Source organism: Thermohalobacter berrensis, assembly GCF_003609645.1.
Taxonomy (GTDB): Bacteria; Bacillota; Clostridia; order Tissierellales; family Thermohalobacteraceae; genus Thermohalobacter; species Thermohalobacter berrensis.
Genome location: NZ_MCIB01000039.1, coordinates 92,733 through 115,907 on the forward strand (window position 1 = coordinate 92,733; position 23,175 = coordinate 115,907).

The 23,175-nt window shown below is 31.8% G+C and carries 16 protein-coding genes and 2 riboswitches; of the genes, 3 read left to right on the forward strand and 13 right to left on the reverse strand.

Annotated features, from left to right (window positions below; all coding sequences use genetic code 11):
* Window positions 1-14: 14 nt before the first annotated feature.
* The 5 genes from BET03_RS12870 to guaB all read right to left on the reverse strand — a co-directional run bounded on the left by BET03_RS12870 (window position 15) and on the right by guaB (window position 9,531).
* Complete coding sequence (locus BET03_RS12870) at window positions 15-3,773, reverse strand: phosphoribosylformylglycinamidine synthase (protein ID WP_120170701.1); 3,759 nt, start codon at window positions 3,771-3,773, stop codon at window positions 15-17.
* Between the two features lie 76 nt (window positions 3,774-3,849).
* Window positions 3,850-5,229, reverse strand: a complete 1,380-nt coding sequence (locus BET03_RS12875; RefSeq protein WP_120170702.1) for an NCS2 family permease — start codon at window positions 5,227-5,229, stop codon at window positions 3,850-3,852.
* 277 nt (window positions 5,230-5,506) lie between these two features.
* A riboswitch (purine riboswitch) is annotated at window positions 5,507-5,608 on the reverse strand.
* 557 nt (window positions 5,609-6,165) lie between these two features.
* Window positions 6,166-6,288 carry a hypothetical protein gene (locus tag BET03_RS14015; protein ID WP_279230411.1) on the reverse strand — a complete coding sequence of 41 codons (123 nt, stop codon included), beginning with the start codon at window positions 6,286-6,288 and terminating at the stop codon, window positions 6,166-6,168.
* A gap of 227 nt (window positions 6,289-6,515) precedes the next feature.
* A complete protein-coding gene (gene guaA / locus BET03_RS12880) occupies window positions 6,516-8,048 on the reverse strand; it encodes a glutamine-hydrolyzing GMP synthase (RefSeq protein ID WP_120170703.1) in 1,533 nt (510 codons plus the stop codon).
* A gap of 25 nt (window positions 8,049-8,073) precedes the next feature.
* A complete protein-coding gene (gene guaB / locus BET03_RS12885; RefSeq protein WP_120170704.1) occupies window positions 8,074-9,531 on the reverse strand; it encodes an IMP dehydrogenase in 1,458 nt (485 codons plus the stop codon).
* 248 nt (window positions 9,532-9,779) lie between these two features.
* A riboswitch (purine riboswitch) is annotated at window positions 9,780-9,881 on the reverse strand.
* A 220-nt stretch (window positions 9,882-10,101) separates the two neighbouring features.
* Here guaB and BET03_RS12890 point away from each other — a divergent pair.
* Entirely contained in the window at window positions 10,102-10,305 is a 204-nt protein-coding gene (locus BET03_RS12890) for a hypothetical protein (protein ID WP_120170705.1), read from the forward strand.
* Between the two features lie 17 nt (window positions 10,306-10,322).
* The gene (locus BET03_RS12895; protein WP_120170706.1) at window positions 10,323-10,598 is read left to right on the forward strand and encodes a spore coat protein; all 276 of its coding nucleotides are present in this window, start codon (window positions 10,323-10,325) and stop codon (window positions 10,596-10,598) included.
* Window positions 10,599-10,653: 55 nt separating this feature from the next.
* On the opposite strand, the gene groL is transcribed toward BET03_RS12895, so the two are convergent.
* The 8 genes from groL to BET03_RS12935 all read right to left on the reverse strand — a co-directional run bounded on the left by groL (window position 10,654) and on the right by BET03_RS12935 (window position 20,798).
* Window positions 10,654-12,288, reverse strand: a complete 1,635-nt coding sequence (gene groL, locus BET03_RS12900) for a chaperonin GroEL (RefSeq protein ID WP_120170707.1) — start codon at window positions 12,286-12,288, stop codon at window positions 10,654-10,656.
* Between the two features lie 82 nt (window positions 12,289-12,370).
* A complete protein-coding gene (locus BET03_RS12905) occupies window positions 12,371-12,652 on the reverse strand; it encodes a co-chaperone GroES (RefSeq protein WP_120170708.1) in 282 nt (93 codons plus the stop codon).
* Window positions 12,653-13,047: 395 nt separating this feature from the next.
* The gene (locus BET03_RS12910) at window positions 13,048-13,743 is read right to left on the reverse strand and encodes a DUF554 domain-containing protein (protein ID WP_120170709.1); all 696 of its coding nucleotides are present in this window, start codon (window positions 13,741-13,743) and stop codon (window positions 13,048-13,050) included.
* A 633-nt stretch (window positions 13,744-14,376) separates the two neighbouring features.
* The gene (locus BET03_RS12915; protein ID WP_120170710.1) at window positions 14,377-15,255 is read right to left on the reverse strand and encodes a DNA-3-methyladenine glycosylase family protein; all 879 of its coding nucleotides are present in this window, start codon (window positions 15,253-15,255) and stop codon (window positions 14,377-14,379) included.
* A gap of 570 nt (window positions 15,256-15,825) precedes the next feature.
* Window positions 15,826-17,079, reverse strand: a complete 1,254-nt coding sequence (locus tag BET03_RS12920) for a Glu/Leu/Phe/Val family dehydrogenase (protein ID WP_120170711.1) — start codon at window positions 17,077-17,079, stop codon at window positions 15,826-15,828.
* A 349-nt stretch (window positions 17,080-17,428) separates the two neighbouring features.
* Window positions 17,429-18,769: an NADP-specific glutamate dehydrogenase gene (gene gdhA / locus BET03_RS12925; protein ID WP_120170712.1), complete on the reverse strand. Its 1,341-nt coding sequence runs from the start codon at window positions 18,767-18,769 to the stop codon at window positions 17,429-17,431.
* A gap of 355 nt (window positions 18,770-19,124) precedes the next feature.
* Window positions 19,125-19,934, reverse strand: coding sequence for an Asp23/Gls24 family envelope stress response protein (locus BET03_RS12930; RefSeq protein WP_120170713.1), 810 nt, complete (start codon window positions 19,932-19,934; stop codon window positions 19,125-19,127).
* 216 nt (window positions 19,935-20,150) lie between these two features.
* Entirely contained in the window at window positions 20,151-20,798 is a 648-nt protein-coding gene (locus BET03_RS12935) for a redox-sensing transcriptional repressor Rex (protein WP_120170714.1), read from the reverse strand.
* Window positions 20,799-21,107: 309 nt separating this feature from the next.
* On the opposite strand from BET03_RS12935, the gene abc-f reads away from it, so the two are divergent.
* Window positions 21,108-23,024 (forward strand): ribosomal protection-like ABC-F family protein, encoded by a 1,917-nt coding sequence (gene abc-f / locus BET03_RS12940; protein WP_120170715.1) that lies wholly within the window; start codon window positions 21,108-21,110, stop codon window positions 23,022-23,024.
* Window positions 23,025-23,175: the final 151 nt, after the last annotated feature.

The following is a 23,175-nucleotide window of genomic DNA, read 5'->3' on the forward strand; positions in this document are numbered from 1 at the left end:
AGTAAAATTGCTACCTACTTTGTAAAGTATTCCACTCCTGCTTCAAAAATTTTCTGATCTTTATTACCAGGAACATTTTTATAAAGGTTTGAACCTATTCTCTCTGAATGTCCCATCTTTCCTAGTATTCTTCCATCTGGACTTGTTATACCTTCAACTGCATGGACTGACCCATTTGGATTAAACTCTCCATCATAGCTCGGATTATCATTAAAATCTACATATTGTGTTGCAATCTGTCCATTTTCTATTAGTTTTTTCATAAGCTTCTCATTTGCAATAAATCTTCCCTCTCCATGGGATACTGGTATTGTATGAACGTCTCCAACATTTACATTATTAAACCAAGGTGATAAGTTAGATACTACTTTTGTTCTTACCATTTTTGAAATGTGGCGTCCTATCTTGTTAAATGTTAATGTTGGAAAATCTTCTTCAATATCTATGATCTCACCGAATGGTACTAATCCAAGTTTAATTAATGCTTGGAAACCATTACATATTCCTAACATTAGCCCATCTCTATTTTTTAATAATTCCATTACAGCTTCTTTAATCCTTGGATTTCTAAAAACAGCCGCAATAAACTTACCGGATCCATCTGGTTCATCACCTGCACTAAATCCTCCAGGTAATGCAATAATCTGAGCATTATTTATTTTTTCTGCCATCTTTTCTACTGAATCTTCTATATGCTTTGGAGTTAAGTTCTTAAATACTAATGTTTCTACTATTCCTCCTGCCCTTTCAAAGGCCTTTTTTGTATCATATTCACAATTTGTCCCGGGAAGTACTGGTATAAATATCCTTGGTCTTGCTATATTTACAGAAGATTTTACTCTATTTCCCCTATTGTAAATAATTTCTTGTGGTTCTCCTTTAATATCGTCTTTAACTGGAAAAATATCATTTAATGTTTCATCCCATGATTCTAATGCTAATTTTAAGTCTATTTCTACTCCATTTATTTCTATAACTGGTTTATCCTGAGTAGACCCCAGTAGGATATAATCTATTCCTTCAAGTTCCTCTGTTTTGTCAATCTCTACAACGATTGAACCATAATCTGGTCTAAATAAATCTTCTATTGAAATTGTCTCATTAAATACCATTCCTATATTATTACCAAATGCCATTTTAGTTGTAGCAGCCGCAATCCCACCTTTACCAACTGTATGTGCCGATAATATTTTACCTTCATGAATTAGTTTAGTTATCTTAGAATAAGTTTTATCTAATTTTTGAAAATCAGGGGTTTCATCTACTTTTCTCTTTACTGGTATTAATACAACATTAGTATCTTTCTTTTTAAATTCAGGTGAAATAATATTTCTTACATCTTCAGCTGCTACTGCAAAACTAACAAGTGTTGGTGGTACATTTAAATCTTCAAAGGTTCCTGACATACTGTCTTTACCACCAATGGCAGGTATACCTAAACTTTTTTGAACATAAAAAGCACCTAATAAAGCACTGAATGGTTTACCCCATTTTTCTTTATCTTTTCCCAGTTTTTCAAAGTATTCTTGAAGTGTAAGCCTAACTTTCTTATGTCTTCCACCTATTGCAACAACCTTTGCAATAGAATGTAAGACAGAATACATTGCTCCATGGAATGGACTCCATTTTGATAATTTAGGGTCAAATCCATAGGTCATAATTGTACATGTGTTTGTTTCTCCACTAAGAATAGGTAATTTAGCTACCATTCCTTCTGCAGGTGTAAGACCATATTTTCCTCCAAATGGCATAATAACTGTTCCTGCTCCTACAGTACTATCAAATCTTTCTACTAGTCCCCTTTGGCCTGCTACATTTAAATCCTTTAAATTATCTATCCATGCTTTTTTAATATCTTGTCCAATTTTACTTTTTTCGTTTTCAAAATAGTTCTTACTTTTATCAGGTTCTTTTACTAGTACTTTCGTTTTCTTTTTCACACCGTTTGTATCTAAAAATTTCCTACTTATATTTAATATTGTTTTTCCCTTCCATTTCATTATTACTCTATTACCTGAAGTAACCTTAGCTATAACTGTAGCTTCTAAATTTTCCTCATCTGCATACTTTTTAAATAGCTGGACATCATCTTTATTTACTACAACCGCCATACGTTCTTGAGATTCGGATATTGCAAGCTCAGTTCCATCTAGTCCTTCATATTTTTTAGGAACTTTATTTAAATCAATCTCTAAACTATCTGCTAACTCTCCAACTGCTACTGAAACACCGCCTGCACCAAAATCATTACATTTCTTTATTAATTTACTTAGTTTAGGATTTCTAAATAATCTTTGAATTTTTCTCTCTGTTGGAGGATTACCTTTCTGTACTTCTGCACCACAAGTATATATTGATTCTTTAGTGTGCTCTTTAGAAGAGCCTGTAGCACCACCACATCCATCTCTTCCTGTTCTTCCACCTACTAAAAGAATTACATCTCCTCCTTTAGGTTTCTTTCTTACAACATTTTCTTTTGGAGCAGCACCTATTACTGCTCCTATCTCCATTCTTTTTGCTATATAGCCTTCATCATAAACTTCTGCCACTTGCCCTGTTGCTAATCCTATCTGATTCCCATAGGAACTATAGCCTTCAGCTGCACCAATAGTAATTTTTCTCTGTGGTAACTTTCCTGGAAGGGTATCTTCAATTTTAGTTCTTGGATCTCCACTACCTGTAACCCTCATTGCCTGATAAACATAGGCTCTTCCTGATAATGGGTCCCTTATAGCTCCTCCAAGGCATGTTGCTGCACCACCGAAAGGTTCAATCTCTGTTGGATGGTTGTGTGTTTCATTTTTAAACATTATAAGCCATTCTTCTTTTTTACCATTAATATCAGCTTCAACTATAATACTTGAAGCATTGGTTTCGTCTGAAACCTCTAAATCATCTAGATTTCCTTTTTTCCTTTGTTCTTTCATTTGGATTACTGCCATATCCATTAGACAAATATCTCTTTCTTCTTCCCCGTATACATATTCCCTTGACTTTAGATATTCCTTAAAAGCCTCTTTTATCATTTCTGTATATATACCTTCTTCAAAATCTACATTTTCTATTTTTGTAAAGAAAGTAGTATGACGACAATGATCTGACCAATAGGTATCAATTACCTTTAATTCTGTAATAGTTGGGTCCCTTTTTTCAGTATTTTTGAAATATTCTTGACAAAATAGTAAATCTTCTATATCCATGGCAAATCCCATGTCTCTTCTAAAGACTTCTAATTCCTTTTCATCCTTTTGTATAAACCCTTCTATAGCTTGTACATCTTTTGGTGTATCAAAATCTTCTTCTAAAGTAGTTGGCTTTTCAAGTGAGGCTTCTCTACTCTCTACAGGGTTAATACAATAATTTTTTACTTTTTCAAACTCTTCATCTGTTATCTTTCCTTGTAATACTATAACTTTAGCAGTTCTTACCTTTGGCTTTTTATCTTGAGTTAATATTTGAACACACTGTGCTGCTGAATCTGCCCTTTGGTCGTATTGACCAGGTAGAAATTCTATTGCAAATACTTTATCTTCTAAATCTACTTTTAATTCTTCCTCATATATCATATCTACTGTTGGTTCAGCAAAAACAATATTAATAGATTTTTTGTATTCTTCATCTGAGATTCCTGATATATCATATCTATTTATTATCCTTAGTCCTTTTAATCCTTCTATATTTAAGTTGCTTTTTAAGTCTTTATACACTTTTTCTGCTTCAACATCAAAGCCTTTCTTTTTTTCCACAAATATTCTTCTTACTTTGTTAGTCATTAAATTCACTCCTATTAATGAAAATAAAGTAAAAGTCCGAATAGATTCATACCTATTTCGGACTTTTACTTCTCATTTAGTGTGGTAATATTGTAAATCTTAATATGAATAATATAGCTAAGAAATATATTCCTGGATGAACTTCTTTTCCTTTTCCTACGAATAGTTTAGTTAATGGATAGAAAATGATTCCTGCTGCAATTCCATTAGCAATACTATAACTAAAAGGCATAATTGCAATAGTTAAAAATGCAGGTAAACCTTCTGAAAAGTCTTCAAAGTTTATTTCTGTTATTGATGTCATCATTAATGCACCTACTACGATTAGAGCTGGTGCTGTAGCCTCAGCTGGAACAATACCTACAAATGGTGCTAAGAATAATGAAAGTATGAAAAGTACCCCTACTGTTACCGCAGTTAATCCTGTTCTTCCACCTTCACTAACTCCAGAAGCACTTTCTACATAAGTTGTAGTTGTTGAAGTACCTAAAAGTGCTCCTACTGATGTTGCTATTGAGTCTGCAAATAGTGCTTTATTCATATTTTTAAGTTTTCCTTGCTCATCTAAAAAGCCAGCCTTTGCACCTGTACCTATTAATGTTCCAATAGTATCAAACATGTCTACTAAACTGAAGGAAATAACTACAGTAATAACACTCATAATCGCTCCAATAATAGATGCCTCACCTAAGTTTAGTAATCCTCCAAAATCTAGTGTAAATAATGTAGGTTTAAGGCTTGGTATAGACCAAGTAAAGTTTGTTGGAATATTTGTAACTCCAAAAGGTACACCTAATAGTGTTGTAGCAATAATTCCAAATAATATTGCACCTTTAACCCTTTTTACCATTAGGATAACTATTATCATAAGTCCAATTACAGGGACTATTGTATTAGCTTTAGTAAAATCGCCGAATCCAATTAATGTAGCTGGGTTATCTACAATAATATGTGCCTGTTGAAGTCCTATTAAGGCAATAAATAAACCAATACCTCCACCTATAGCTCTTTTTAATGAATCTGGTAGAGCATCCACAATAGCCTCTCTAAGTCCTGTTGCTGTTAGTATTATAAAAAGTATTCCTGATATAAACACAGCTGCTAAAGCTTCCTGCCAAGTATAACCTAATCCTAAAACTACTCCATAAGTAAAGAAAGCATTTAATCCCATACCTGGTGCTAATGCAAAAGGTAGATTAGCAAAGAATCCCATTATAAAGGTTCCTATTGCAGCAGCTATACATGTTGCCACAAATACAGCCCCAACTATAGGGTCTTCAAATCCTATTTTAGCTGCAGCATCTCCTAATGCACCTTGTGTATTCATTCCCGCTAACTTTAAAATGTTTGGGTTTACAAAAATAATATAAGCCATTGTAACAAAAGTTGTAATTCCTGCCATGATCTCAGTTTTAACATCTGTCTTGTTTTCCCTTAGTTTAAAAAGTGATTCCATTTTTGTACCTCCTTATATTATCTTTAGTGAGTAAATATTAATGCTTATAATAAGTAATAAATTATAGTCGCTAGCTAAGTATTAGTACTAGTTTATCCAATATATTAAAAAGTATATAAGCTAACGACATAACAAAAACAAATTAAGCCCGGACAGGGTAGGCTCTATAAGTGAAACCTACCCGTCCGGGCTTTTATCCCCTCGGTGTAGTATTGATGAATCAATACCTGTACCGCTTGGACCAGACAAGAAGTACATAAAAACACTTCTCCGGAACCCTAGGTACACTTTCACTCATAGTCAGGTGATTTACGGTCACCTGGTAGAAACTCCCTAGCCATATTCCAAGGATTATATGAGTGATTCGATATCAATTTTTACTGCACTTACATATTAACAGATTAGCATGTATAAGTCAATATTTTTTACGAATATTTTACGATTTTTTATTATATTTATTTAGCCAGACCCGAACATTCTCTTTTATTTTATGTTTAGAGTTTGGAATTTATTGTCACTAGGCTAGACCCAGGAAGTAATGTGTTAAAGTCTGTTACTTAGACCTAAGAAGTAGTGCTCCGTTACTATACCAGAGAAGTAGCACGTTGAGGTCCGTTACTATACCTATGTAGTAAAGCTTCGCAGTCCGTTACTTTACCAAGGAAGTAAATCTAAGATGTCCGTTACTTGACTTAGGATGCCATGCTTCGATGACCGTTACTTTTAAATGCAGTTTTTGGTGGTTAGTGGGTAGTGGTTGGGTTTTAGTAATGCTATGAAGATTATTAATTAGAAAAACATCTTACTAAGTTCTTGCTATTAAAAGCAGTTCCTAGCTCTTTGCTCTCAGCTCTTAGTAAAATTAAAAACTTTTTTGGCTAGGAACTAGGAGCCAAAAGCTAATAACTGTATTTTGTAATTTTCCATTTTACATTTTCAATTTTTAATTTCTTTAATTGTAAATTGTAAATTGCTTTCCCTAACCACTAACCACCAGCCACTAATAACTATTATTTTCTTTAAATTCTCAATTCTCAATTGTCCATTATCAATTCTCAATTGTATTCCCTAACCACCAGCCACTAATAACTATTATTTTCTTTAAATTCTCAATTCTCAATTGTCCATTGTCAATTGCTTTTTAAAAGCAGTTCCTAGCTCTTTGCTCTCAGCTCTTAGTAAAATTAAAAACTTTTTTGGCTAGGAACAAGGATTCAAAAGCTAACAACTGTATTTACTAACTACATGCTACTAACTACTAACAAATATATTCTCAATTGTTTTCCCTACTCCCATTCAATAGTTGCAGGAGGTTTTGATGTTATATCATATACTACCCTATTTACACCATCAACATTATTTACTATCTTATTTGAAATTTTCTCTAATACATCAAATGGTATCCTTGCCCAATCTGCTGTCATACCATCAGTACTAGTAACTGCACGAAGGGCTATAGTATAGGCATAGGTTCTTTCATCTCCCATTACACCTACACTCTTTATATCAGGTAAAGCTGCAAAGTATTGCCATATTTCACTATCAAGTCCTGCTTTCTTAATTTCTTCTCTAAATATCCAGTCTGCTTCCCTTACTATTTCAAGCTTTTCTTCTGTAATCTCTCCAAGTACTCTAATTGCTAATCCTGGCCCTGGGAAAGGCTGTCTATTAACTATTTCCTCTGGAATATTAAGCTCTCTTCCTACCTCTCTTACTTCATCTTTGAAAAGTTGATTTAATGGTTCAATAATTTTAAAGTCAACATCTTCTGGTAATCCACCAACATTATGATGACTCTTTATTACAGATGCAGTTTCTGTACCACTTTCTACTACATCAGGATAAATTGTCCCTTGAACTAAGTAATCAATTTTACCTAATTTCTTCTTTTCTTCTTCAAATACTCTAATAAATTCTTCTCCTATAATTTTTCTCTTTCTTTCAGGGTCTGTTACACCCTTTAATTTATTTAAGAATCTCTCTTGTGCATTTACTCTTATAAGATTAATTTTAAACTTATCTCTAAATATCTTCTCTACTTGGTCTCCTTCATTTTTCCTAAGTAGACCATGGTCAACAAATATACAAGTAAGATTATCTCCTATAGCCTCATGTACTAATACTGCTGCTACAGAAGAATCTACACCACCAGATAATGCACATAATGCCTTTCCGTCTCCAACCTCTTTTCTTATCTTATCTACTGTTTCTTCTATAAAGTCTCCCATATTCCAATCTGGAGTACAATCACATATTCTTATTAAAAAGTTTTTAATTATTTCTTTTCCCTTTTGTGTATGTTGAACCTCAGGATGGAATTGTACTGCATAAAGTCCCTTTTCTTTATTTTCCATAGCAGCAACTGGGCATGAATCAGTCTTAGCTATTACTTCGAATCCTTCTGGTGCTGACTCTATAAAATCTGTATGGCTCATCCATGAAACAATTGTATTACCTACATTTTTAAATAACTCTTCTCCACCAACTATCTGTAACTTTGTTTTTCCATATTCCCTTCCTTCTGCTCTATTAACTTTACCATCTAAAACCTCAGCCATCAGCTGACCACCATAACATATTCCTAAAACTGGTACTCCTAGATTAAATACTTCCTCACTACACTTAGGTGAATTCTCTTGATATACACTAGCTGGGCCACCTGAAAGAATTATTCCTTTAGGTGCTTTTTCTTTTATCTTTTCTATTGGATAATTGTAAGGAACAATCTCACAATATACATTTGCCTCTCTAACCCTTCTAGCTATTAATTGGCTATATTGTCCTCCAAAATCTAATATTAATATTAAATCATGCTTCATCCCTTTTACCTCCATCTTCATAAGTTTATCTATCTATACTATAGTTTGGTGACTCTTTTGTAATTTGAATATCGTGTGGATGACTCTCTATAAGTCCTGCCTGTGTTATCTTTATAAGCTGAGCTTTTTCCTTTAATTCTTCAATATCTTTAGCTCCACAGTATCCCATACCAGCCTTAAGTCCTCCAACTAACTGATATATCATATCACTTAATGGACCTCTATATGGTACTCTACCTTCAACTCCTTCAGGTACAAATTTCTTGCTTTCTTCTTGGAAATATCTATCTTTACTACCTGCTGCCATTGCTCCTAAAGAACCCATACCTCTATATACTTTAAATCTTCTACCTTGATATAATTCCATTTCTCCAGGACTTTCATCTGTACCTGCAAATAATGAACCTATCATTACAACATTGGCTCCCACTGCTATTGCCTTAGGTATATCCCCTGAATACTTTATTCCACCATCTGCTATTACAGGTACACCATATTTTTTAGCAGCTTCAGCACAATTATATACTGCAGTTATTTGAGGAACTCCTACTCCAGCTACAACCCTTGTTGTACAGATTGAACCAGGTCCTATACCAACCTTTACAGCATCTGCACCTGCTTTTATTAAATCCTCTGTAGCTTCTGCAGTAGCAACATTACCTGCTATTAATTGTATATCTGGAAATCTTCCTTTTATTTTTTTAACAGCTTCTAATACAGCCTTTGAATGACCATGGGCAGTATCTATTACAATTACATCTACCTTTGCATCAATAAGTGCTTTAACTCTATCCATCATATCCTTAGAAATTCCAACAGCAGCTCCCACTAAAAGCCTTCCATTTTCGTCCTTTGCTGAATTTGGATATTGGATTGCCTTTTCTATATCCTTAATAGTTATAAGCCCTGCAAGTTTTCCTTCTTCATCTACTAATGGAAGCTTCTCTATCTTATGTTTTTTCATTACCTCTAAAGCCTCTTCCATATCAATACCTTGTTTAGCTGTAACTAGATTCTCCTTTGTCATTACGTCCCCAATTTTTCTTGAAGTATCTGTTTCAAACCTTATATCTCTATTAGTTATTATTCCAATTAGATTCCTATTTTTATCCGTTATAGGAACACCTGATATATGGTATCTTTCCATTAACTCTAATGCATCCCCTAATTTATGTTCAGATGATAAGTAAAATGGATCAGTTATTACACCATGCTCTGACCTTTTTACCTTATCTACTTCCATAGCCTGCTGTTCTATAGACATATTTTTGTGTATTATACCAATTCCACCTTCTCTAGCCATAGCTATTGCCATTCTTGATTCTGTAACTGTATCCATACCCGCACTCATAATAGGTATATTAAGTTTAATCTTTTTTGTAAGATAAGTATTTACTCTAACATCCTTTGGTAATATTTCCGATTTTGCAGGTACTAAAAGAACATCATCAAAAGTTAACCCTTCTCCTAAAAATTTTGTCATATTATTTTCCTCCTTTTATTTACTTATTATCTCACATTTTCCCGTATAGATAAAATTAAAATAAGTACAAAACAATAACTAATGAAACTACATTTTAAAAGTAATTTTTAATTCTTCTATTATTATTCATTTAAAGTACATAGATATATACTTTTATCAAAAACAAAAAAACACAAATTCCTTGAGTGGAATTTGTGTTTTTTTGAAAAAATATAAATATATCCTTTAGCCATAATTATAAATAACTATGACTTTCAAATTCCACCCATAGTCAGACAATTTACGGTTGTCTGGTAGAGACTTCTCAGCCATATTCTGAGAGTTATATGAGTGTCATTATATTCAATTTTTCTACATTATTCTATAATAGATTTTTTTATAAACTATCAGAAAAATATAAGCTTGTCAAGTTGAAAACTTATAATTTTTTAAACTATTATTTTGTATCACTGGCCATTTTTGTATAATAAGCTATTTTATTGGGCAAACACTCTTTTTTACATGCTATATATTTTTTTATATAATGCCATAATAATATTAAATAATCTTAAATTTTTCGGAGGTATTCCCGTGGAAACTGACAAAAAGAAAGATTTAGACTATAAAACACTCCTAATCATTCAGGAACAGCTAAATCATGAAATACTTTTATACAAGAAATATTTAAACTATTCTCATATGTGTTATGATGCTGAACTAAAAAACATTTGTTATAATTCAAGTCAAAAACATAAGAAAAATTTTGAAAAGATACTTTCTTATCTAAGGGAATAATCTAGGGAGGCCTTTTTATGTACTTATATAATAGCTATGATTCTTTAACAGAGAGAGAAATATTAAATGACCTTATAATGTCAGAAAAGCATTTATCTATGTCATACAATAATGCAATTGTAGAATCTCCATGTCCTGTATTACGTAAAATTTTTTCGGAATGCCTATCAAATACCCAAAATATCGAATATTCTATATATGATGCAATTGAAAAGCGAGGCTGGAATAATAATAAGTTGGTTAGTGAAAGGGAAGTAAAGAATATATTGAAAAGATATGAGTTAACTATGTAGGTATGCAATAAAAACATAAAAACTCCGGGATAATCCCGGAGTTTTTATAAACTTATTACATCATTGGCATGCCGCCGCCCATTCCTGGTTGTGGAGCAGCTGGAGCTTCATTTTCTTCTTCCTTATCTGCTACTACACTTTCAGTAGTTAATACCATTGCAGATACTGAACCAGCGTTTTGTAGAGCTGATCTTGTAACCTTAGTTGGGTCTACTATACCAGCTTCTATCATGTTTACATATTTTTGATTTAATGCATCGAATCCAACTTCTTTTTCTTCATTTTTAACTTTTTCTACTATTACTGAACCTTCTAATCCAGCATTCTTAGCTATTTGTCTTACTGGTTCTTCTAATGCTCTTAATACTATTTTAGCACCTGTTCTTTCGTCTCCTTCAAGCTCTTCAATTAATTTTTCTACTGCTGGAATTGTATTTACTAATGCAGTTCCACCACCTGGAACTATTCCTTCTTCTACTGCAGCTCTTGTAGCAGCTAATGCGTCTTCTATTCTTAATTTCTTTTCTTTCATTTCTGTTTCAGTAGCTGCACCAACTTCGATAACTGCAACTCCACCTGCCAACTTAGCTAATCTTTCTTGTAGCTTTTCTTTATCAAATTCTGAAGTAGTTTCTTCTATTTGAGCTTTTATTTGCTTAACTCTATCATTAATTGCAGCTTCATCTCCAGCTCCACCTACAATTGTAGTATTGTCTTTATCTACTTTTACTGTGCTAGCTCTACCTAGCATATCTATAGTAGTTTCTTTTAAGTCATATCCTAATTCTTCTGAAACTACTTGACCACCAGTTAGAATAGCAATATCTCTTAACATTTCTTTTCTTCTGTCACCAAATCCTGGAGCCTTAACTGCAACACAATTGAATGTTCCTCTTAGTTTATTTACAACTAATGTAGCTAGTGCTTCTCCTTCTACATCTTCAGCAATGATTAATAACTTTTTACCTTGTTGTACTATTTGCTCTAATAATGGTAATATTTCTTGAATGTTTGATATCTTCTTATCAGTAATTAAGATGTATGCATCTTCTAATACAGCTTCCATTTTTTCAGTATCAGTTACCATGTATGGTGATAGGTAACCTCTATCAAACTGCATACCTTCTACTACTTCTAAAGTAGTTTTCATTGTTTTTGATTCTTCAACAGTAATAACTCCGTCTTTTCCTACTTTATCCATAGCTTCTGCTATTAATTTTCCTATTTCTTCATCAGCAGCTGAAATTGAAGCAACTTGAGCTATAGCTTCTTTGCTATCAATTGACTTTGAGAATGATTTTATTTCTTCTACTGCTTTGTCAACAGCTTTATGTATACCTCTTCTAATGATCATTGGGTTTGCACCAGCAGCTACGTTCTTAAGACCTTCTTTTATCATTGCTTGAGCTAATACTGTAGCTGTAGTAGTACCGTCACCTGCTACATCATTAGTTTTAGTTGCAACCTCTTTAACTAATTGAGCACCCATATTTTCATATGGATCTTTTAACTCTATTTCACGAGCTATAGTAACTCCATCATTTGTAATTAGTGGTGAACCAAACTTTTTATCTAAAACAACATTTCTTCCCTTTGGTCCTAAAGTTACCTTAACTGTATCAGCTAATTTGTCAATTCCCTTTTCCATTGCACGACGTGCATTTTCACCAAACTTAATTTCTTTAGCCATTACTTCCTCACTCCTTTTAGTTAATTTTATAGTTTTATTTTTTATGCTTTAAATCATTTATAATTGTTAAGTAGATATTTAATTATTCTACTACTGCTAAAATATCATTTAGTTTTAAGATTGTATATTCTTCTCCATCAAGCTTAACTTCTGTGCCTGCATATTTTGAGAAAATAACTTTGTCTCCAACTTTGATTTCATCTTTTCTCTTCTCATCGTTTGCAATCGCTGGGCCTACAGCTAATACCTCAGCCATTTGTGGTTGTTCTTTAGCTGAGTTTGGTAATACTATACCACCTTTAGTCTTTTCTTCAACTTCAATCTTTTTAATAACAACTCTGTCACCTAATGGTTTGATGTTCATACCTTTACCCTCCTTAGTATTTTATTTTAATTAAATTGTTTTCTTTTTTAATTTTGTTAGCACTCTCCCTTACCGAGTGCTAACTCCCACATGTATAATGTTATATAATAGAAGAATTGTAAGCAAACCCTGTGTTTTTCAATAATTAACCACCGAAAGGTATTATATCCATTTAGGTTAATATTTATTCTATTTTCATTAATTTACTTTATTTTTCTCAATTTTTCACCTTGTCCCTTTTATATAAAAAAGTCTTCTATTAGAAATAGAAGATTCTCAAGATTGACTTTTCGAAACACATAACGAAAATTATATTTTATTCACAATTCTTATTTTATTATAATTTCCTATGTGTTATAAAAAAAGCGAGCTTTGCTCGCTTCCTCAATATTTTCCTAAAATAATGTATTATATAGTAGGACTAAACCATAGTAAAAGACTGGAATAAATATTGAAGGTAGCATATTTCCTATCTTTATTTTCTTTATTTCAAGAATGTTAATTCCTATTCCCATTATCAATATTCCACCTACTGCAGACATCTCATTTATTACTGGATCTGTTAAAAATGTTTTTACTAGTGAAGCGGTTATTGTAATAAAACCTTGGTAAATGAAAACTGATAGTGCAGAAAAGGCAACTCCAATTCCCAATGTTGATGCAAATATTATTGAAGATATTCCATCCAATATAGATTTTGCAAAAAGTGTTTCATGATTTCCTGTAAGTCCACTTTCTAGTGCTCCAACTATGGCCATAGCTCCTACACAATAAATAAGAGAGGCAGTAACAAACCCCTTAGAAAAGTTAGATTTTTTCCTTCCTATTTTATTTTCTATAAAGTTTCCAAAACTGTTAAGTTTATCTTCTATATCAATCCACTCACCCAAAAGACTTCCTATAACTAAACTTCCTATTACAAGCAATATGTTTTTAGATTCTAAGGCACCCATAAGACCTATAACTATTACTGCCATACTTATTCCTTGCATTACTGTATCTTTATACTTGTCCTTTAAGCCATTTTTAAATACAGTTCCTAATATTCCTCCAAACATGATTGATAAGGAATTTACTATAGTACCTAACATTATTCAGTCCCCCTTCTAACTATAGCTTCTAGTTGTTAGTTATTGGTGAAAACAGTTATTTGACCAAGTAGACATTCTTTGTGGTCCGTTACTTTGACCTCAGAGGAGAGTCTAAGATGTCCGTTACTTAACCTCAGTAGTGATGCGTTGAGGTCCGTTACTTAAGCCTAAGAAGTTATGCTTTGTAGTCCGTTACTTAGACCTAAGGAGTCAAGGCTACGTAGTCCGTTACTTAACCTCAGTAGTGATGCGTTGAGGTCCGTTACTTGACCTTTGGAGCAAGGCTCTGTTGTCCGTTACTATGCCTAAGATGTCTAGCCTCCGGTGTCCGTTGCTTGGTCATAGACGCTAGACTTTATGGTCTGTTATTTAACCTAATAAGTAACACTATGAAGTCTTTTTCTTTTAATTGTCAATTCTCAATTCTCCATTCTCAATTGTATTTATTGGTCCGTTACTTTGCCTTAGAAGAAAAACTCTATGGTCCCTCTTAGCGTTATTGAGGGATTGGTAATCCCTCAACATTAACTTTCTACTAACGACATGCTACTAACCACTAACTTATCCATTTTCAATTTTACATTTTTAATTTTCAATTGTGTTTAATTGTCAATTGTAAATTATCAATTATATTTACTTCCCTATTCCTAGTTCCCTAGCATAATAAAAAAGATACTGCTGTGCAAATCCAGCATATTTGCCAAATTTATCTTGGGCATAGTTTTGTATATCTTTCAATTTTGTATCCTCTTTTAAGTAAAAATACTCCATAACCCTTTTTACCCACACATCTATTGGGAAGGCATCATACTTTTCCATAGAAAAAAGCATTATACAATCTGATACTTTAGGTCCTACTCCAGAAAACCTTATTAATTCCCTTCTTGCATCTACTGTAGGCATGTTTCTTAATCTGTATATATCCATTTGCTTACCAGCCACTACATTTGCTGCATTTGCTATGTATTTTGCTCTAAACCCTGTACCACATTCCTTTATTTCATCAACCCTAAGATTGGCTAATGTTTTGGAAGTTGGAAAGCTATAGAATTTTTTTCCATTATACTCACCTACAAACTCTCCATACCTCTTACTTAGTGTTTCAATTGCCTTTTTTATCATCGGTATTCTGTTATTTGCTGAAATTATAAAAGATATAAGTGTTTCCCATTCATCCTGTTTAAGTATTCTTATACCATATCCAAACTTTATTGCTTTATTTAACACTTCATCCTTAGCTAATATCTCTTTAATCTCACCATAATCTCTATCTAAATCAAAATAATTATACCATATATTATCAAAATCGTCCCTATTAGTATTCGAGAAAATTACCCTGTTATCCTCTTTTTTTACATTAATGACTTTTTTCTTTGCAACTCCTGTATAGCTACCATCACTTTCTTCATTCCATCTAAAACATTGCCCACATTCAAATATATGCTTTGGTTCAAAATCCTTTATATCATCAACTATTACTCTGTTATCTTCATATATAATATTGTAATCCATTATTCCACCTTCCCTTATTTGGATTGATAATATATATTTTCCCAATAAAGTTAATTTATAAACATTGTGATTAGTAAAAGATATGTTACTATGCCAGGAGGTGTAGCCTTCGAGGACCGTTACTTTTAAATGCAGTTTTTGGTGGTTAGTGGGTAGTGGTTGGGTTTTAGTAATTCTATGAAGATTATTAATTAGAAAAACATCTTACTAAGTTCTTGCTATTAAAAGCAGTTCCTAGCTCTTTGCTCTCAGCTCTTAGTAAAATTAAAAACTTTTTTGGCTAGGAACTAGGAGCCAAAAGCTAATAACTGTATTTTGTAATTTTCCATTTTACATTTTCAATTTTTAATTTCTTTAATTGTAAACTGCTTTCCCTAACCACTAATCACCAGCCACTAATAACTAATTTTTTTCTTTAAATTCTCAATTCTCCATTATCAATTCTCAATTGCACTTCTAATTCTTAATTGTCCATTGTTAATTGTAAATTGTATTTAAAGTTTCATTACAGAAAAAAAGCTGGTGGATTAAAACCACCAGCCTTTTATCTCTATTTAATTTTAATAGTAATTAATACCAACCTCTAAGCTTCATAGCTTCAGCTATTCTCTTAATTGACATCATATATGCAGCAGTTCTCATATCTACTTTGTGTTCTTCCATTATTTCAAAAATCTTATTGAATGCATCTACCATTAATTTTTCTTGTTTTTCTTGTACTTCTTCGAAGCTCCAATAGTAGTTCATTAAGTTTTGTACCCATTCAAAGTATGAAACTGTAACTCCACCAGCATTTGCTAATATATCTGGAACTACTAATACTCCTTTATCATAAAGAACCTTGTCAGCTTCTGGAGTTGTAGGACCATTTGCACCTTCACATATTATTTTAGCAGTTAAGTCATTTACATTTTCACTAGTGATAGCGTTTTCTAATGCACATGGTGCAAATACTTCTGGTTCAACTTTAAATATCTCATCTCTATGTTCTTCTCTCTCTGCTCCTTCAAAACCTGAAAGCTTACCATTTTCTTCTCTATGCTTCATTACTGCTTTTACATCAAGGCCCTTTTCATTTATTATACAAGCAGATGAATCTGAAACTGCAACTACTTTTGCACCAAATTCTTCTGCATACATAGCAGCATATGAACCAACATTACCAAATCCTTGTACTGCAACTCTTAAGTCTTCCATTTTAAGACCTTTTTTCTTAGCAGCTTCTCTTATCATTAATGCAACACCATAACCAGTAGCTTCTGTTCTTCCTAGTGAACCTCCAAAACTTACAGGCTTACCAGTAAATACTCCTGGTACGTTTTGTTGTTTAATTTTAGAGAATTCATCAACCATCCATGACATTATTTGTCCATTAGTATTAACATCTGGAGCTGGTATATCTTGTTTATCTCCTATAATAGGAGCTATTGCTCTAGCAAATCCTCTTGATAATCTTTCTATTTCTCCCTCTGATAATTCATTTACATCTACAGTTATTCCACCTTTTCCTCCACCATATGGTAGACCTACTACTCCACATTTAAATGTCATCCAAGTTGATAATGCTTTAACTTCATCCCTTGTAACATCTGGATGGAATCTTATACCACCTTTAGTTGGACCTATAGCATCATTATGTTGTGATCTGTAACCCTTAAATACTTTTATACTTCCATCATCCATCTTTACAGGGATTGATACTTCTAAAACCCTTTTAGGTTCCTTAAGTAATTCATATACTGCATCATCGGCTCCTAGTTTGTCACAAGCTGTTTTTAATTGCTGCTGTGCAATTTCAAATGGATTTAAAGTTTTTTCAGCCATTAAATAGGACCTCCTTTTAGTTTTGTTTACCTATGTAATTATTCTTAGTAAATATTAAGTTTTTTGATAGGCAAAGGTTTGCAAAATGTGTTTTTTAATAAATGAAAGTTGCAAAAAAATTCTAAAATATCATTCAATAGGAATTATATCACAATTTAGCTAAATCTGTAAAATTCATTTTTAGCTGAATAAAGCTTTTTTATACTATATACTTCCTTTTAATGTATAAAATCCTAGGTTTATTTTCATTTACTTATTTTACTATTACCAAATTTTTATTAAAATATGAGTGTATATTATAAATCAAAAAACCCTTGACCTAACTGGGTCAAGGGTTTTTATTTTATCCTTAATAATTTCCTTGTGCATGCATAGCTTCTGCAACTTTTAAGAATCCTGCAATATTAGCTCCTGCAACTAAGTCATATCCAAATCCATATTCTTCAGCAGCCTTCATTGCATTGTTGTGGATATTAACCATGATTTCATTAAGCTTCTTATCTACTTCTTCTCTAGTCCATGATAATCTCATGCTGTTTTGTGACATTTCAAGTGCTGATACCGCAACTCCACCAGCATTTGCTGCTTTAGCTGGTCCGATTATAACTCCATTTTCTTGTAGGTATTCTAATGCTTCGTTTGTAGTTGGCATGTTAGCACCTTCAGCAACGAATTTTACTCCATTTTCTACTAACTTCTTAGCATCTTCTAGTCGTATATCATTTTGAACTGCACATGGCATAGCGATATCAACTTTAACTCCCCATGGTTTTTCTCCTGGGAAGAATTCAACACCAAACTTGTCAGCATAATCTTGAACTTTATCTCTACCAGATGCACGCATTTCTAGCATGTATTCAATTTTTTCTCCTTTAACTCCATCTGGGTCATAAATATATCCATCTGGTCCTGATAATGTTACAACTTTTCCACCTAATTCATTAATCTTTTGAACTGCTCCCCATGCAACATTACCAAATCCTGAAATAGCAACAGTTTTTCCTTCAAAAGACTCTCCTTCATGTCTTAACATTTCTTGACAGAAGTAAGTAACACCAAATCCAGTAGCTTCTGGTCTAATTAAACTACCACCATAAGCTAAACCTTTACCAGTTAATACTCCGTTTTCGAATGCACCTCTAATTCTTCTGTATTGTCCATAAAGATATCCAATTTCTCTTCCACCAACACCAACATCTCCTGCTGGAACGTCAACATCTGGACCTATGTGCTTATAAAGCTCAGTCATAAAGCTTTGGCAAAATCTCATAATTTCAGCGTCAGATTTACCTCTTGGGTCAAAGTCTGAACCACCTTTACCTCCGCCTATTGGAAGGCCAGTTAGTGAGTTTTTGAATATTTGTTCGAAGCCTAAGAATTTTATTATTCCAAGATAAACTGACGGATGGAATCTTAATCCACCTTTGTATGGTCCTATTGCACCATTAAACTGAACTCTGAATCCACGGTTAACTTGTACATTACCTTCATCATCAACCCATGGCACTCTAAAAACTATTTGTCTTTCTGGTTCTACTATTCTTCCTAAAATGTTAGCTTTAACATATTCTGGATGTTTTTCAAGTACTGGTTCTAATGATTTTAATACCTCTTCAACTGCTTGAATAAACTCAGGTTGATCAGCATCTCTTTCTTTTACTTTTGCTAATACTTCTTCAATATAAGACATACCTACATCTCCCCTCACTTAAGTAATATGATTATAATTCAGATAAAATATCTGAATTTTTCAGTCTAAGGTTAATTAATAGTATTACACCTTAGAACATAGATTATAAATAAAATGATCATAGCTGTAATAAGTACATACTTATGACAGTATAACTTTAAAGTTTCGTTAAAAAATTAACTTGTTTTCCCAAACCCCCTTATTTGGAAAAGGTTTTCCTGGGTGTAAAATAAAATATTTTCTATTATTTGGCAACAAACCTTTTCCTAAGGGGTAATATTTATATTTTCATCTTTCACAATCTAATAATATCATATTCAATTTTCTTTGTAAACACTTTTTACATTTTTTTATGTTATTTTATTAATTTTTTTACATATACATTCACATTTAATATATTTAATGATGTCATTTTTTCAACTTCTAGAATAATATTTCGCTGAAGCTCAGTTATTATAGGAATTATCGGCTCCCCATATCTTATAGAGACATCTACTTCAATAACTATTCCTTCTTCCCTGTCATTTATATATATTCTTCCCACCTTATAAATATCCTTAACTTTTTTAGCAGCAAACTTTACTAAATCTATTACAACAGTATGGGATATTGTATATTTTCCTAAATAACTAAATGTAGGTCTTACTACTGTTTTTTCATATACCTGTTTCCCTTTATCCTTTCGTCCTAAAAATATTTTTAGTTTGTCTAAAAAATATCCAGAAAAGTCTTTCTTTATTTCAAATGTCGGTACAGGTATAACATGTTTCCCTTCTTTTGTTCTATGCTTTTTTGCTAATTTTATTTCTTCATCACTAGATATCTCTTCTATATATATTTTTTTACTAATAGGCGGTAGTTCCAAAGCTTTAGATATTTTTTCAACCATTCTATTTGATGTACCAATTATCAATATTTTATCAGGATTTAATTTATCTATTGCATTTTTTACTTCTCTTTTATGACCTTCATCCATAAATAATGCCCTTTTTACTGCTGCAACAATAGAGCTCTCCCTTTTAGCTGATTTACCTGATATTACTTTAGTTCCTTTTATAAGTAGCCCATCATCTATTATATATTCTATATCTAACTCTTTAGCAATCATTATTGCCTTATGGCTTTTTCCTGTTCCACTTTCTCCAATTAAAGCTATAATTTCCATCTGTAATCCTCCAGTTTGTTTCCTTTATCTTATATATATTTTATCATATCATGTACAAAATAAACATTAGCATATTTTTTACTTTATTATAAAAAAAGCGAGCAAAGCTCACTTCCGCTAGGGAAACCTTAAATACAGTATGTGTATTTATTTCAGCAGTTCATAGAAATATACTTTCTTAGATAGCAAAAAAGCTGGCGTCTATGACACCAACTTTTATTCTTCATCCTTTTTTAATTTTTCTTTTAATAAATATGATAATGTAAATAAACTTTCATTTAAATGAACGTTTTCAACAACTACATCCTTTGAGACTTTTAAATCTGTTGGGGCAAAGTTCCAAATTGCCTTGATTCCACTTTTTACAAGTTTATCGGCAATCTCTTGGCTTACCTCTTTTGGCGTACATATTACCCCTATATCAACTTCGTTTTCTTTTATAAAATCTTCTAATGTCTCTACATCTTTAATCTCTATATCCCAAAGTTTTAATCCTATTAACCTAGGGTTTATATCAAATAAGGCTAGCATTTTAAAACCTTCTCTTTGAAATCCTCTATAATGTGCAATTGCTTGACCTAGGTTTCCAGCACCAACTATAATTGTTTTATAGGTTTTTTGTAACCCTAATATTTTTCCTAATTGTTTATGAAGCTCTTCAACATTGTAACCATATCCCTGTTGCCCAAAGCCACCAAAATTATTTAAATCCTGTCTTATCTGAGAAGCTGTAAATCCTGTTAATTCACTTAGCTGTTGGGAAGAAATCCTTTTTATATCCCTGTCAAGAAGTTCTCCTAGATATCTATAGTACTTCGGTAATCTCCTTATAACAGCCATAGATACTTTACTCTTTTTACCCATAAAGCAAACCTCCAACTGTCTTTTTATCAAATATTTATTTATGTTAACAAAGTTATTATACCATTTAGTGAAAATTATGTAAATTACCATAACTTATAATAACTTTCCCATATTTAATTTATATTATGTTTCTGATAAAATTAAAATATATTAAAATTATAATATAAAAGTTAATAATTTATCAACCAATGTGGTAATTTTTTTTACAAATTATTTTTTTGTAATATAACAAAACTATTAATTTAAAACAGTAAAATTTGTTAATATGATAAAGGAAAATTTTGTTTTAACCTAAAGGAGTGAAATAACATGATAGTTTTATCATGTAAAAATATATCTAAGAGCTATATTGTTGATAAAGTTCTTGATAATATATCTTTTACAATAAATAATGGCGAAAAAATTGGATTAGTTGGACTTAATGGTACTGGAAAATCTACTTTATTTAATATTTTATCCGGAAAATTATCAAGGGATGAAGGGGAAATTTATATTGCCAAAAACACAAAAATTGGCCATTTAGAACAAAATACCCAAATTAATAGTGATAAAACTGTATTTGAAGAGGTTCTACAAATTTTTAATCCTATAATTGAAATGGAACAAAAACTTAGAGAATTAGAAAAGGAAATTACTATTGAAGGAAAAAAAGAAGATTCTCAAAGGCTTCAACCTTTAATGGAAGAATATTCCCGTTTAACTGAAGAATTTACAAATAAGAATGGGTATGGGTACAAAAGTGAAATAAAAGGTGTTCTAAAGGGGCTAGGGTTTAAAGAAGAACAATTTGATCAACCAATATATCAATTAAGTGGAGGACAAAAATCAAGGATAGCTTTAGCAAAATTATTACTTGAAAAGCCAGATATTCTTTTGTTAGATGAGCCTACAAATCATCTTGATATAGATGCAATTGATTGGCTTGAAAAGTTCATCAAAGAGTATAAAGGTGCTGCAATAATAATATCCCATGATAGATATTTTTTAGATGCTACTGTAAGTAAAATATTTTATTTAAGTAACTCTAATTTAAAAGTTTATGATGGAAATTATACAACTTTCATGAAAAAGAGAAAAAAGGAAATGGAACTTCTATATAAAAAATATGAAGAACAGCAAAAAGAAATAAAGCGTCAAGAGGAAATAATAAAAAGATTTATGTCATATGGTGGTAAACGATATATAAGACAAGCTCAAAGTAGACAAAAGATGCTCGATAAGATGAAGAAAATAGACAAGCCTGAAAATGACAGAAAAAAAGCTAAAATTAGATTTATTCCTAAAGTAAAAAGTGGAAATGATGTATTAAAAGTAGAACAACTAAAAAAGAATTTTGACGATTTTCAACTTTTTAATAATGTTAATTTTAGAATATATAAAGGTGAAAAAGTTGGTCTTATAGGACCAAATGGTATCGGTAAATCGACTTTAACTAAAATGATCATGGGAAAAATTAAACCTACTGATGGCAATATAATAATAGGACACAACGTAAATTTAGGATACTATGACCAGGAACAAGCAGATTTAAACCCTGAAAAAACTGTAATAGATGAAATTTGGGATGACAATCCTTCCCTAACCTATTATCAAACTAGAAAGATGTTAGGACAATTTCTTTTTCATGGTGATGATATTTTTAAGGAAATAAATGACTTAAGTGGTGGTGAAAGAAGTAGAGTGGCTTTACTTAAACTTATGCTTTCTGAAGCAAATTTCCTTCTTATGGATGAGCCTACAAATCATCTTGATATAGATTCTAAAGAAGTTTTAGAGGATGCTCTTATTAATTATGAAGGTACTGTACTTGTAATATCCCATGATAGATACTTTTTAAATAAAGTAACTGATAAAATTTTAGAATTAGGCAGAAATGGAATAAAAGAATATCTAGGTAATTATGATTATTATCTAGAAAAGAAAAATGAGTTAAATCTTTCTATTGAAGAAGAAACGCCTAAAAAGACTAAAACTCAACTAAAGGCAGAACGTAAGAAAGAAAGGGAAAAACAGAAAGAGAGAAGAAGGGTAAGGCAAAAAATAAAAAAACTTGAGGAAAAAATAAATAAATATGAAGAAAAGCTTGAGGAATTAAATCACTTAATGTGCCAGCCTGATGTCTACTCTAATCCAGAAAAAAGCAAGGAAGTCCATCAAGAGAGTGAAAAAATTAAGGAAGAATTAGACATGCTCTATGAAGAATGGATAACTCTAAAAGAAAATTGACAATGAAATACCAAAATTTCGCATTTCATAATGTTAAATTTTAAATTGTAAATGTTGAATTAGGTTGAGGGATTACGAATCCCTCAACAACGCTAAAAATATAGCTGTTAGCTCTTGGTTCCTGGTTCATAGACAAAAAATTTTAATTTTG